The sequence below is a fragment of the Streptomyces sp. NPDC096176 genome, from assembly GCF_044763255.1.
GTDB lineage: Bacteria > Actinomycetota > Actinomycetes > Streptomycetales > Streptomycetaceae > Streptomyces.
Window position 1 is genome coordinate 133788 of record NZ_JBIWFV010000010.1, and the last position, 12011, is coordinate 145798.

Sequence of the window (12011 nt, forward strand, 5' to 3'; positions counted from 1 at the left end):
CCGGGATGATCCCTGCACCATAAGCTGGCGCACCAATGATTAAGGCATGTATGAATCCGTGGAGTAGCTGCCGTGGCGGAGCTGGCGTTCTCGACGAGCGATCTGGCGCAGATGCGGTTCGCCGTCTCGCCGATGTGGGAGGTCGTGCCCAGCTTCCGGCTGCTGAACTCCGCCGCCACGCATCCCGTGCACCACATCTGGGTGGAGCAGGTACGGCCACGGTCGGCGGCCGCCGGGGCGGCCCGGGGCTGGCTCGCCGAGCTGATCCCGCCCTCGGGATACGTTCCCGACTTCCTCAACCCCGCGCCCGCCGGCCCGGCCCCCACGTTGGCGACGGAGCTGGCTGCGATCCAGGCTGCTCCCGTTGACCGGGTACGCCGCGACCTCGACCACCTGGCCCGTCACCAGGGGCGTCTCGGCCCTCGTATGCGAGCTCTGTATGCCGACCCGCAGGCCCGCCTGGCCAAGGTCACCGAAGCAATCGAGACCTACTGGGAGCTGGCACTCGCCCCCTACTGGGCCCGGATCCGCACCGTGCTCAACGCCGACGTCTACTACCGCGCCCGCCAAGTCGCCGAGCACGGCACCAGCCACCTCTTCAACGACCTGCACACCACGGTGGTCTGGGACGACAACGCATTGCGGCTGGCCCGCCGCAAGCAACCGCTGTCCCGCAAGACGGCAGGCGCGGGGCTGGTACTGATTCCATCGGCCTTCGCCGGACCGGGCCTGGGCACCCGCGTGGCACTGCCCGACCCGCCGCAACTCGCCTATCCGGCACGGGGCGTCGGCTCGCTGTGGGAATCCCGGCCCGCGGCCAGGAACGACGCGTTGGCCGGCGTACTCGGCCGCTCGCGGACCCTGCTGCTGACTGAACTGGAGACTCCGGCCTCCACCACCGAGCTGGCGCGCCGTACCGGGCTCTCCGCAGCCGGGGTATCCCAGTGTCTGACCGCGCTGCGCGAGGCGGGTCTGGTCAGCGCCCACCGCGTCGGCCGTTCCGTCCTCTACGCCCGCACCGCCGCCGCCGAGACCCTCCTCGAAGCTGCTTCCGGCTGAGACTCCGAAGCCAACCCCCGAAGGACTTCCGGCGCAGACCACTAAGGCCGTGTCCTACATGGTCAGTAGCCGAACAGCAGGCAGCCGTCGGCTGACCCACCTGGCCGTTCACAGGGTGATCGGCCGGTATCTGAGGGCCTCGCTGTGCGTCTACAGCCGGCTCAAGTCCTGCTCGGCCTCTGATGTCGCCGCGATGATCGAGGGCGTGCTGCGGCACTGCACGGACGTGGAGATCGACCGGCAGTACACCGACGGGCACGGCGCCTCCATCGTCGGATTCGCCTTCGCCCACATGCTTGGCTTCAACTTGCTGCCCCGACCGAAGAACGTCGGCTCCGCGCGTCTGTACCGGCCGGCGGCCGGGGAGGACGAGACGTGGCCGAACCTGGCGCCGGTGCTGTCGACCAAGACGATCGACTGGGACCTGATCCGCCAGCAGTACGACCAGATCGTGAAGTACACCACCGCCCCTGCGTCTGGGCACCGCTGAGGCCGAGCAGGTCCTGCGCCGCTTCACCCGCGGCGGGCCCAAGCACCCGATGCATCGGGCGATCGAGGAACTGGGCCCGCGCGGCACGTACGGCGTTCATCTGCGACGGCAGGTACGCCGCACTACTGGGGAACGGGTCCGAGCACCACCGGAGCGATCGCCGTCGTGCCGTCGCCAGCCCTGCCCTGACGGGCCCGGCGGGCGGCGATAACGCCGAGGAGATCGCGGTCAGGCCGAGGCACGGCCGCGAACGCGGCCTCACTCGCTACCTCTCCGCGACCACGACGCGCGCGACGCTCTCCAGCGTCCTCCAGGCCGCCGTTGAGGACCGTCGTCTCGAACGCAATGCATGTCGGTCCAGCACAGTCGGTCCTCCGGCCGCCACACCCGGCAGGGTCGAGGCGTGGTCGCCCGAACGGGTGCTGGCGGTACGGGAGGCACTGCCCGACCGCTATCGGCTCCTCCTCGTGATCGGTGCGGGCCTGGGGCTCCGGCAAGGGGAGGCGCTCGGGCTCGCCCTGGAGGCGCACGAGGAAGTGCCGCCATCGACGCGATCTTCGCGGAGCCGTAGCCGGTCGGCAGAGCCTGTGGAGCGTGGCCCGTAGCCCGCCGAGGGGCCAAAGTCCCAGAGAAGTCCCAGAGATGCCGCCGCACCCCTCCCTAACCCGCAAAGCAGCAGGTCAGACGGGGAACGGCGGCATCCGCACATTAAATGTCGCGGAAGATCTCGATCTGCGCCCCCACCGAGTTCAGCCGCTCCGCCAGGTCCTCGTAACCGCGATTGATGACGTACACGTTGCGCAGGACCGAGGTGCCCTCCGCCGCCATCATCGCCAGCAGGACGACCACCGCCGGGCGCAGAGCCGGCGGGCACATCATCTCCGCGGCGCGCCAGCGCGTCGGGCCCTCGACCAGGACGCGGTGGGGGTCGAGCAGCTGGAGGCGGCCGCCGAGGCGGTTGAGGTCCGTCAGGTAGATCGCACGGTTGTCGTAGACCCAGTCGTGGATCAGGGTCTGGCCCTGGGCGACGGCCGCGATCGCCGCGAAGAACGGCACGTTGTCGATGTTCAGGCCGGGGAACGGCATCGGGTGGATCTTGTCGATCGGGGCCTCGAGTTTCGAGGGCCGTACCGTCAGGTCCACCAGCCGGGTCCGGCCGTTGTCCGCGGCGTACTCGGGGGTGCGGTCGTGGTCGAGGCCCATCTCCTCGAGCACCGACAGCTCGATCTCGAGGAACTCGATCGGCACCCGGCGGATCGTCAGCTCCGACTCGGTGACGACCGCCGCGGCGAGCAGGCTCATCGCCTCGACCGGGTCCTCGGAGGGGGAGTAGTCGACGTCCACATCGATGTTGGGCACGCCGTGCACCGTCAGTGTCGTCGAGCCGACGCCCTCGACCTTGACCCCGAGTGCCTCGAGGAAGAAGCACAGGTCCTGGACCATGTAGTTGGAGGACGCGTTACGGATGACGGTCACGCCGTCGTGCCGGGCGGCGGCCAGCAGCGCGTTCTCGGTGACGGTGTCGCCGCGCTCGGTCAGCACGATCGGGCGGGTGGGCGAGACGGAACGGTCCACCACCGCGTGGTAGATGCCCTCGGTGGCGGTGATGTCCAGGCCGAAGCGGCGCAGCGCGATCATGTGCGGTTCGATGGTCCGCGTCCCGAGGTCGCAGCCTCCGGCGTACGGCAGCCGGAAGTTGTCCATCCGGTGCAGCAGAGGGCCGAGGAACATGATGATGGAACGGGTCCGGCGAGCGGCTTCCGCGTCCATCGCGTCCATGTCGAGCCCGGCCGGCGGCACGATCTCCAGGTCGCGGCCCTCGTTGATCCAACGGGTGCGTACGCCGACGGAGTTGAGTACCTCCAGCAGCCGGTAGACCTCTTCGATACGAGCGACGCGACGCAGCACCGTACGACCCTTGTTGAGCAGCGAGCCGCACAGCAGCGCCACGCAGGCGTTCTTGCTCGTCTTGACGTCGATGGAGCCGGAGAGCCGGCGCCTGCCGACCACTCGCAGATGCATGGGGCCCGCGTAACCGAGAGAGACGATCTCACTGTCCAGCGCTTCACCGATGCGGGCGATCATCTCAAGGCTGATGTTCTGATTACCGCGCTCAATACGGTTCACCGCACTCTGGCTGGTGCCGAGCGCGTCGGCGAGTTGCGTCTGTGTCCAGCCACGATGCTGGCGGGCGTCACGGATGAGCTGGCCGATGCGTGCGAGGTAGTCGTCTGCCATGACTGGAAGGCTATCTCACATATGAGATGCGGCTGAGCCGGGGTGGGCCGTTCGGGTGACACCCGGTCATACGCAGACTCTGCCTCGATGGTCGGCGCACCGCCCGGCACCGGCAACCGCGGGGAGGGGAGGGCAGGGGAAGGGGGTGGGGCAGGCCATACCCTCGTCCCTCCGTCAGGGCGGATGGTCCCGGACGCGCCCCGGCTTCTACGGTGATCCGCATGCGCCCACTCCACCTGTGGCAGGCCCTGCCGCGAGCCGGATACCTGCTCTCCGCCTGGCCGTGGCGGGCGGCCGGCTATCTGCTCAGCAGCGCGCCGGTCGGCTGCGCGGTGCTGGTGGTGCTGCTGCTGGGCGTGGCGGTGGGCGGTGTCCTCGCGGTCGTCCTGGTCGGGCTGCCGCTGCTGGCGCTGCTCGCGTTCTCCGGCCTGCCCGTGGGAGCGCTCGAGCGCCGCCGACTGCGGCTCGTCGACCGCAGGCCCGCGCCGACCGCGCACCGCCCGCCGGACGCGCCGGGCCTCGCGGCCTGGGCGCGCACCCGGTTCCGCGAGCAGGCGACCTGGCGGGAGCTGGGGTTCACGCTCGTCTTCGCCGTCCTGCTGGGGCCGCTGGACCTGCTCACGGCGGTGGTGGCGCTCGGTGTGCCGCTCGGCCTGCTGGGCGCGCCCGTTGTGATGGGGACGGTGGGCGACGGCCAGGAAGCCCCCGTCATCAAGCTCTGGACGGCGACGTCCTGGCTCGAGGTGTCCGGCGCCGCGGCGCTCGGACTGCTCGCGCTCGCTGTCGCCGGCTACGTCCTCGGCGCCGTGGCCGCGGCACGCGTCGAACTGACCCGTCTCCTCATCGCCCCCGTGGAGCCGGAAGCGGGGGAGCGGCTCACCGAACTCGTTCGCTCCCGGGTCCGGTTGGTGGACGCTTTCGAGGCTGAGCGGCGCCGTATCGAACGCGACCTCCACGACGGCGCTCAGCAGCGCCTGGTCGCGCTCACCATGACCCTCGGCATGGCCCGTCTCGACGCCCCGCCAGGGCCCCTCGCCGACCAACTCGCCAAGGCCCACGACGAGGCGGGCCGAGCCCTTGCCGAACTGCGCGAACTCATCCAGGGCATCCACCCCAAGGTGCTCGCCGACTACGGCCTCGGCGCGGCCGTCGCCGACGCTGCCGACCGTTCCGCCGTCCCCGTCGACGTCACCGTCGATCTGCCCGGGCGACTCCCCGAAGCCGTCGAGGCGGCCGCGTACTTCGTGGTCTGCGAGGCGCTCGCGAACATCGGCAAGCACAGCGGGGCGAGCCGTGCGGGAGTGACCGGCAGGCTCGAGTCAGGACGGCTGGCACTGGAGATCCGCGACGACGGCAGCGGCGGCGCGGAGGCCGGCAAGGGCAGCGGGCTGACCGGACTCGCGGACAGGGTGTCGGTGCTCGATGGCAGAATTTCCCTTTCCAGCCCTCCCGGGGGGCCGACCCTGCTGCGTGTGGAGATCCCTTGCGAGTGGACCGAGCGCTTCGCGTAGTCCTGGCAGAGGACAGCGTGCTGCTGCGGGAAGGGCTGATCGCCCTGCTGGACCGGTTCGGCCACGAGGCCGTGGCCGCGGTCGGTGACGCCGAGGCCCTGGTCGCCGCCGTCGCGGAGCACACCCCGGACATCGTCGTCACCGACGTCCGGATGCCGCCCGGCTTCCAGGACGAGGGCATGCAGGCGGCCGTCCGCCTCCGTGCCGACAGGCCGTCCCTCCCGGTGCTCGTCCTCAGCCAGTACGTCCAGCGCACCTACGCCTCCGAGTTGCTCGACTCGGGGGACGGCTCCGCCGTGGGGTACCTCCTGAAGGACCGGGTCGGGCAGGTCGAGGAGTTCCAGGCCGCCCTGCAGGAGGTCGCCGCGGGCGGCACGGTCGTCGACCCCGAGGTCGTACGGCAGCTGATACGCCGCCGCCGGGATCCGCTGGAGCGGCTGACACCGCGTGAGCGGGAGGTGCTCGCGCTGGTGGCGGAGGGCCGGTCCAACAACGCCATCGCACGTCAACTGGTCGTCTCCGAAGCGGCCGTGGGCAAGCACATCGGCTCCATCCTGGCCAAGCTCGACCTGCCGCCGGCGGACGCGACGCACCGGCGTGTGCTGGCGGTGCTCACGTACCTCCGCGCCTGAGCGGCGGCTTCGACGGCCCGCCGCCTGGGCCGTCGGGCAAGGCCAGGCGCGCGCGGTGCTGGGCCCTTCACCTCTGTGAGGTGCAAGCCCCTTCACTTCGGCGAGGTGCCGGCCCCTGCCGCCTACGCACCCGCCGCGCGACCACTCCTCAGCTCAGCACCTCGGCGATGACGTGCCGCGCGATGTCGGCCATGCGCGGGTTCGTCTCCCGGTAGTGCTGGAGCTCCAGCAGCGCGACCGACAGGGCCCAGCCGCGCCCCCGCGCCCAGGTGGCGTCGTCGGCTCCGACGGCGCCGCGGAAGACGTCGCGCGCCTCGGCCGGGATCACGTACCACGCCGCGATCATGTCGACGGCGGGCTCGCCCAGGCCCAGGCAGCCGAAGTCGATGACGGCACTCAGCCGACCCCGGTTGTCGATCAGCAGGTTCCCGGGCTGCAGGTCCGCGTGGATCCACACCTGAGGGCCGTCCCAGACGGGCGCCGCGAGCGCCGCTTCCCACACGGCGAGCGCGGGGCCGGTGTCGACGATGCCGGCAAGATCCGCGAGGGCCCCGCGCGTGACGGCGTCTCTCGCGGCAAGGGGTTCGCTCCGGTAGGAGGTCGGCGCGCCCGCGGGATCGATCCGGTGCAGCGCCACGGCGAACTCCGCCAGGTCCCGTGCGAGCGGACCGGGTTGCGCGATGCGCCCGACGGCGGGGTTCGCGCCCTCGAGCCACCGGTAGACGGACCACACCCGGGGGAAGACCTCCGCCGGGCTGCCCTGGCCCAGCGGCTCGGGGACGGCGGCAGGCAGCACCGGGGCGAGCCTCGGCAGCCACCGGTGCTCCTTCGCGACGTCGTTCGCCGAGCCGTCGGTGCGGGGGAGCCGGACGACCATGTCGTCTCCGAGCCGGTACATGTCGTTGGAGGTGCCCGCGGAGTCGATCGCCTTGACGGGCAGCTGCGCCCACTGCGGGAACTGCGCGGCGAGCAGTGAGTTCACGAGGGATACGCCACTGCCCATGTGGTCGGGTCGGTCGGATCGCATCCGGCGAGCCAACCGGCACGCCGCGCCGCCCGTCAACGGTTTATCGGGCCCGTGAGGGCCGCTCACGGGTGTCCGGGCATGACCTCTCAGCGGTTCATGTACTAGAGTTATCTCGACATCGAGATATCTGCCGAAGGCGTACCGCAAGCCGCCAGTCAGTAAGGCTTACCTAACTAAGCCTTACCTTAGCGGATCGGCGAGGAGTCGTGGCGGCAGCATTGAGGTAGTACGCGCACATTGATGAAGGAGACTGTCGTGTCGGCGAACAGCTTCGACGCCCGCAGCACGCTGCGCGTGGGCGACGAGTCCTACGAGATCTTCAGGCTGGACAAGGTCGAAGGCGCCGCGCGCCTCCCCTACAGCCTCAAGGTCCTGCTGGAGAACCTGCTCCGTACCGAGGACGGCGCGAACATCACCGCCGACCACATCCGGGCGCTCGGTGAGTGGGACTCCCAGGCCCAGCCCAGCCAGGAGATCCAGTTCACGCCGGCCCGCGTGATCATGCAGGACTTCACCGGCGTTCCCTGTGTCGTCGACCTCGCCACCATGCGCGAGGCCGTCAAGGAACTCGGCGGCGACCCGGCGAAGATCAACCCGCTGGCCCCGGCCGAGCTGGTCATCGACCACTCCGTCATCGCCGACAAGTTCGGCACGAAGGAAGCCTTCGGCCAGAACGTCGAGCTGGAGTACGGCCGCAACAAGGAGCGCTACCAGTTCCTGCGCTGGGGCCAGACCGCCTTCGACGAGTTCAAGGTCGTCCCGCCCGGCACCGGCATCGTCCACCAGGTGAACATCGAGCACCTGGCCCGCACCGTCATGGTCCGAGGCGGCCAGGCGTACCCCGACACCCTCGTCGGCACCGACTCGCACACCACCATGGTCAACGGCCTCGGCGTGCTCGGCTGGGGTGTCGGCGGCATCGAGGCCGAGGCCGCGATGCTCGGCCAGCCGGTCTCCATGCTCATCCCGCGCGTCGTCGGCTTCAAGCTGACCGGTGAGCTCAAGCCCGGCACCACCGCCACCGACCTGGTCCTCACGATCACCGAGATGCTGCGCAAGCACGGCGTCGTCGGCAAGTTCGTCGAGTTCTACGGAGAGGGCGTCGCCGCCACCTCCCTCGCCAACCGCGCCACCATCGGCAACATGTCGCCGGAGTTCGGCTCCACCGCCGCGATCTTCCCGATCGACGGCGAGACCCTGAACTACCTGAAGCTGACCGGCCGTTCCGAGCAGCAGGTCGCGCTCGTCGAGGCCTACGCCAAGGAGCAGGGCCTCTGGCTCGACCCGGCCGCCGAGCCCGACTTCTCCGAGAAGCTCGAGCTGGACCTCTCGACGGTCGTCCCCTCGATCGCCGGCCCGAAGCGCCCGCAGGACCGCATCGTCCTCGCGAACGCCGCCGAGCAGTTCAAGCAGGACGTGCGCAACTACGTCGACTCCGTCGACGAGGCGGGCATGGAGTCCTTCCCGGCCTCCGACGCCCCGGCCGTGACCAACGGCGTCCCGTCCAACCCGGTCACCGTCACCGCCCCCGACGGTTCGACCTACGAGCTGGACCACGGCGCGGTCACCGTCGCCGCGATCACGTCCTGCACCAACACCTCGAACCCGTACGTCATGGTCGCCGCCGCGCTGGTGGCCAAGAAGGCGGTCGAGAAGGGCCTGACCCGCAAGCCGTGGGTCAAGACCACGCTCGCCCCGGGCTCGAAGGTCGTCACGGACTACTTCGACAAGGCCGGTCTGACCCCGTACCTCGACAAGGTCGGCTTCAACCTGGTCGGTTACGGCTGCACCACCTGCATCGGCAACTCCGGCCCGCTGCCGGAGGAGGTCTCCAAGGCGGTCAACGACCACGACCTGGCCGTCACCTCGGTCCTCTCCGGCAACCGCAACTTCGAGGGCCGGATCAACCCCGACGTCAAGATGAACTACCTGGCGTCCCCGCCGCTGGTCGTCGCGTACGCCCTCGCCGGCTCGATGAAGGTGGACATCACCAAGGACGCCCTCGGCATCGACACCGACGGCAAGCCGGTCTACCTGCAGGACATCTGGCCGACCGAGGCCGAGGTCAACGACGTCGTCGCCAACGCCATCGGGGAGGACATGTTCAACAAGTCCTACCAGGACGTCTTCGCGGGTGACGCCCAGTGGCAGGCGCTGCCGATCCCGACCGGCAACACCTTCGAGTGGGACCCGCAGTCGACCTACGTGCGCAAGCCCCCTTACTTCGAGGGCATGACGATGGAGACCACCCCGGTCTCCGACATCTCCGGCGCCCGTGTGCTGGCCAAGCTCGGCGACTCCGTCACCACCGACCACATCTCCCCGGCCGGTGCGATCAAGGCCGACACCCCGGCCGGCAAGTACCTCACGGAGCACGGCGTCGAGCGCCGTGACTTCAACAGCTACGGCTCGCGCCGCGGCAACCACGAGGTCATGATCCGCGGGACGTTCGCCAACATCCGCCTGCGCAACCAGATCGCGCCGGGCACCGAGGGCGGCTTCACCCGCGACTTCACGCAGGCGGACGGCCCCGTGTCGTTCATCTACGACGCCTCGCAGAACTACCAGGCCGCCGGCATCCCGCTGGTGATCCTGGCCGGCAAGGAGTACGGCTCCGGCTCCTCCCGCGACTGGGCCGCCAAGGGCACCGCGCTCCTCGGCGTCAAGGCCGTCATCGCCGAGTCGTACGAGCGCATCCACCGCTCGAACCTCATCGGTATGGGCGTCCTGCCGCTCCAGTTCCCGGAGGGCGCCTCGGCCGAGGCCCTCGGCCTGACCGGTGAGGAGACCTTCTCCTTCTCCGGCGTCACCGAGCTGAACGACGGCACCACGCCGCGCACGGTCAAGGTCAGCACCGACACCGGTGTGGAGTTCGACGCGGTCGTCCGTATCGACACCCCCGGCGAGGCGGACTACTACCGCAACGGCGGCATCATGCAGTACGTGCTGCGCAACCTCATTCGTGGATAAGCACAGCCGCGGCTGACGGACCGAGCGCAACGCGAAGGGGCCGCACTCCCGGCAAGGGAGTGCGGCCCCGGCGTTTTCACCTCAGGTCAGAAAAGCAGGCGGTAGGTGTTCCAGCCGCTGTTGCCGATCTTGACGCGCGGCTTGAACGGCGCGGCGGCGTTGCCCGTGCCCTTGTAGAGGTACAGCGCGCCGGCCGTGTCACGCGTGATCAGGTCGGCCTTGCCGTCGATGTCGATGTCACCGACGGCGGTCAGGGCGTTGAACTGGTTCCACCCCGCACCGATCTTGGTGCGCGTGGCGAACGGCGCCGAGTGGCTGCCGGTTCCCTTGTAGAGCCACAGCGTGCCGCCGCCGTCCCGGGCCACGATGTCGGCCTTGCCGTCGCCCGTCAGGTCGCCCTTGCCGGCGATCTGGTTGTAGGCCTGCCAGCCGCCGCCGACCTTCTTGCGGGCGTTGACCTTGCCGTTGCCGTAGCCGAGGTAGATCCACAGCGAACCGGCGGAGTCACGGGCGATCAGGTCGTCGGCGACGCCGCCGGCGAGGTTCCCGGGCGAGACGATTTTGTTGTAGATGTGCCAGCCGGAGCCGATCGAGAACGGGTCCTCGCCCCAAGCGCCGTAGTACACGCCGCCGGTGCTGGTGATCTGCCAGATGCCGTCGGAGTTCCCGTCGGCGTCGTTGTCCACCTGGGTGGCGTGCTTGACGTTGTCCCAGTCCCAGCCGACCTGTATCCGGCTGTCGAGACCGCCGGAGCCGTTCGGCGGGTAGCCGTACAGGTCACCGGCGCTGTTGAGGCCGTACAGCGCGTTGATCGGCGCGTCGCCGGGCTCGGCCTGGATGCCGAAGCTGCCGCCCGAGGCGGGCGTGCGGGCCTCGTTCGCGGTGGGCGCGGACGGGACCGGGTCCGCGGCGGACGCCGAGCCGGCGCCCATGCCCGTGACGAGCAGTGCGGCAGCGGTCGCCGCGGCAGCGAGGCGGGCACGCGCCCGGCCCCGCTTGAGGCCAGAGAGTTCGGCCACGTAAGTCTCCGTAAGGGTGTTGACGACGTGGCTCGCCTCGCGAGGCGAGGCGAGCCACAGTTTCAGCCGAATCCTTACATAGGATCTTCACGGATCGAACATGTTTTCCTGTACCGGAATCGCTACAACCGGCAGGAATTTCCCCGTCGTTGGTCCCCGACGCCGCGTACCAGGGCAAGTCGGACGTTGTGGAGGTGCGGCGTGCCCGCCTTGTCGCGCGCTATCAGATCTTCACGACGGTGGCGCGCCCGCCGCACAGCGCCGTGAGGTCCTCCGGGTCGGAGGTCATGATCGTGATCGGTCCCGGGGCGGCGAGTGCGGTGGCGCTGAGCATGGCGTCGATGGCGTACTTGTGGCCGTGCAGGCCCGCGTCGGCAAGCAGGACGGCGGCGTGGCGGGCGATGGGCTCGGTCACGGGTTCGACGACGAGGCGGGAGAGGGTCCACTCCAGGGCTGGGAGGTTGATCCTCGGGTGAACGACTTCCACCAGGGTGGCTGCGGAGGTGATCACCCGTAGGTCGTCGGCGCGGGCCAGGGCGAGCCAGGCGGTGACTGTGCGGTCGCGAAGGACGGCCTTGGCCAGTCCCTCGCTGTCCAGCACGAGGGTGCCTCCGGGGACGGCTGGGGAGCGGCTCATGCGGCCTTCGCTCCGCCCGCCGCCTGGTCGTTCCGGGCCTGGTGGAGCTGGTCGCGCAGGGCCTGGATCTCCTCGTCCGTGACGGGACCGTGTTCGGCTTCGGCAACCTGGATGAGTTCGTTGAGGTTGTCGCGCTCGATCTGGCGGGCGACGGCTGCGGCGACGTAGGCGGACAGGCCGGAGGGGCCGCTGCGGGCCTTGGCGGCTTCGGCGATGTCGCGTGGCATGGTGATCGAGTACTTGCCGGTAGGCTCGCTCATGCTACGTATCCTACCGCTGATCCTCCCAGGCGAGCGGAACTCGAGCCCGCTCATCCCAGGTCAGCAGGTGCCGGCCCGCCGGTGACTGTCCCTGCGGGACGTCTCAAGGTGAAGACGGCCGCCCACCGGAGATCTCTCCGGTGGGGCGGCCGCTTTCCGTGCCTCGAT

Annotated in this window: 10 protein-coding genes; 5 read left to right on the top strand and 5 right to left on the bottom strand. The window is 69.9% G+C overall.

Annotated features, from left to right (window positions below; genetic code table 11):
- Positions 1-111: 111 nt before the first annotated feature.
- A complete protein-coding gene (locus tag ACIQ7Q_RS26160; RefSeq protein WP_403867147.1) occupies positions 112-1059 on the top strand; it encodes a DUF5937 family protein in 948 nt (315 codons plus the stop codon).
- 58 nt (positions 1060-1117) lie between these two features.
- Positions 1118-1549 carry a Tn3 family transposase gene (locus ACIQ7Q_RS26165; RefSeq protein WP_403866839.1) on the top strand — a complete coding sequence of 144 codons (432 nt, stop codon included), beginning with the start codon at positions 1118-1120 and terminating at the stop codon, positions 1547-1549.
- Between the two features lie 708 nt (positions 1550-2257).
- Here the strand turns inward: ACIQ7Q_RS26165 and ACIQ7Q_RS26170 are convergent.
- The gene (locus ACIQ7Q_RS26170; protein WP_403866842.1) at positions 2258-3787 is read right to left on the bottom strand and encodes a helix-turn-helix domain-containing protein; all 1530 of its coding nucleotides are present in this window, start codon (positions 3785-3787) and stop codon (positions 2258-2260) included.
- A 221-nt stretch (positions 3788-4008) separates the two neighbouring features.
- Between ACIQ7Q_RS26170 and ACIQ7Q_RS26175 the strand changes: the two genes are divergently transcribed.
- Both ACIQ7Q_RS26175 and ACIQ7Q_RS26180 read left to right on the top strand, forming a co-directional pair.
- Positions 4009-5298 (top strand): sensor domain-containing protein, encoded by a 1290-nt coding sequence (locus tag ACIQ7Q_RS26175; RefSeq protein WP_403866845.1) that lies wholly within the window; start codon positions 4009-4011, stop codon positions 5296-5298.
- Positions 5271-5930 carry a response regulator gene (locus ACIQ7Q_RS26180; protein ID WP_403866847.1) on the top strand — a complete coding sequence of 220 codons (660 nt, stop codon included), beginning with the start codon at positions 5271-5273 and terminating at the stop codon, positions 5928-5930. The genes ACIQ7Q_RS26175 and ACIQ7Q_RS26180 overlap by 28 nt, the downstream gene beginning before the upstream one ends.
- A gap of 148 nt (positions 5931-6078) precedes the next feature.
- On the opposite strand, the gene ACIQ7Q_RS26185 is transcribed toward ACIQ7Q_RS26180, so the two are convergent.
- The gene (locus tag ACIQ7Q_RS26185; protein WP_403866851.1) at positions 6079-6957 is read right to left on the bottom strand and encodes an aminoglycoside phosphotransferase family protein; all 879 of its coding nucleotides are present in this window, start codon (positions 6955-6957) and stop codon (positions 6079-6081) included.
- A 255-nt stretch (positions 6958-7212) separates the two neighbouring features.
- Between ACIQ7Q_RS26185 and acnA the strand changes: the two genes are divergently transcribed.
- Positions 7213-9927: an aconitate hydratase AcnA gene (acnA, locus tag ACIQ7Q_RS26190; RefSeq protein ID WP_403866854.1), complete on the top strand. Its 2715-nt coding sequence runs from the start codon at positions 7213-7215 to the stop codon at positions 9925-9927.
- 86 nt (positions 9928-10013) lie between these two features.
- On the opposite strand, the gene ACIQ7Q_RS26195 is transcribed toward acnA, so the two are convergent.
- The 3 genes from ACIQ7Q_RS26195 to ACIQ7Q_RS26205 all read right to left on the bottom strand — a co-directional run bounded on the left by ACIQ7Q_RS26195 (position 10014) and on the right by ACIQ7Q_RS26205 (position 11843).
- A complete protein-coding gene (locus ACIQ7Q_RS26195; protein WP_403866857.1) occupies positions 10014-10946 on the bottom strand; it encodes an FG-GAP repeat domain-containing protein in 933 nt (310 codons plus the stop codon).
- Between the two features lie 223 nt (positions 10947-11169).
- On the bottom strand, positions 11170-11583 hold the full coding sequence (locus tag ACIQ7Q_RS26200) for a type II toxin-antitoxin system VapC family toxin (RefSeq protein ID WP_403866860.1): 414 nt from the start codon (positions 11581-11583) through the stop codon (positions 11170-11172).
- On the bottom strand, positions 11580-11843 hold the full coding sequence (locus ACIQ7Q_RS26205; protein WP_403866863.1) for a CopG family transcriptional regulator: 264 nt from the start codon (positions 11841-11843) through the stop codon (positions 11580-11582). The genes ACIQ7Q_RS26200 and ACIQ7Q_RS26205 overlap by 4 nt, the downstream gene beginning before the upstream one ends.
- Positions 11844-12011: the final 168 nt, after the last annotated feature.

Coding starts and splice junctions, on each gene's coding strand:
- ACIQ7Q_RS26160 (WP_403867147.1), top strand. CDS start 112: ATGCGGTTCGCCGTCTCGCCGATGTGGGAGGTCGTGCCCAGCTTCCGG.
- ACIQ7Q_RS26170 (WP_403866842.1), bottom strand. CDS start 3,787: ATGGCAGACGACTACCTCGCACGCATCGGCCAGCTCATCCGTGACGCC.
- ACIQ7Q_RS26175 (WP_403866845.1), top strand. CDS start 4,009: ATGCGCCCACTCCACCTGTGGCAGGCCCTGCCGCGAGCCGGATACCTG.
- ACIQ7Q_RS26200 (WP_403866860.1), bottom strand. CDS start 11,583: ATGAGCCGCTCCCCAGCCGTCCCCGGAGGCACCCTCGTGCTGGACAGC.
- ACIQ7Q_RS26165 (WP_403866839.1), top strand. CDS start 1,118: ATGGTCAGTAGCCGAACAGCAGGCAGCCGTCGGCTGACCCACCTGGCC.
- ACIQ7Q_RS26205 (WP_403866863.1), bottom strand. CDS start 11,843: ATGAGCGAGCCTACCGGCAAGTACTCGATCACCATGCCACGCGACATC.
- ACIQ7Q_RS26185 (WP_403866851.1), bottom strand. CDS start 6,957: ATGCGATCCGACCGACCCGACCACATGGGCAGTGGCGTATCCCTCGTG.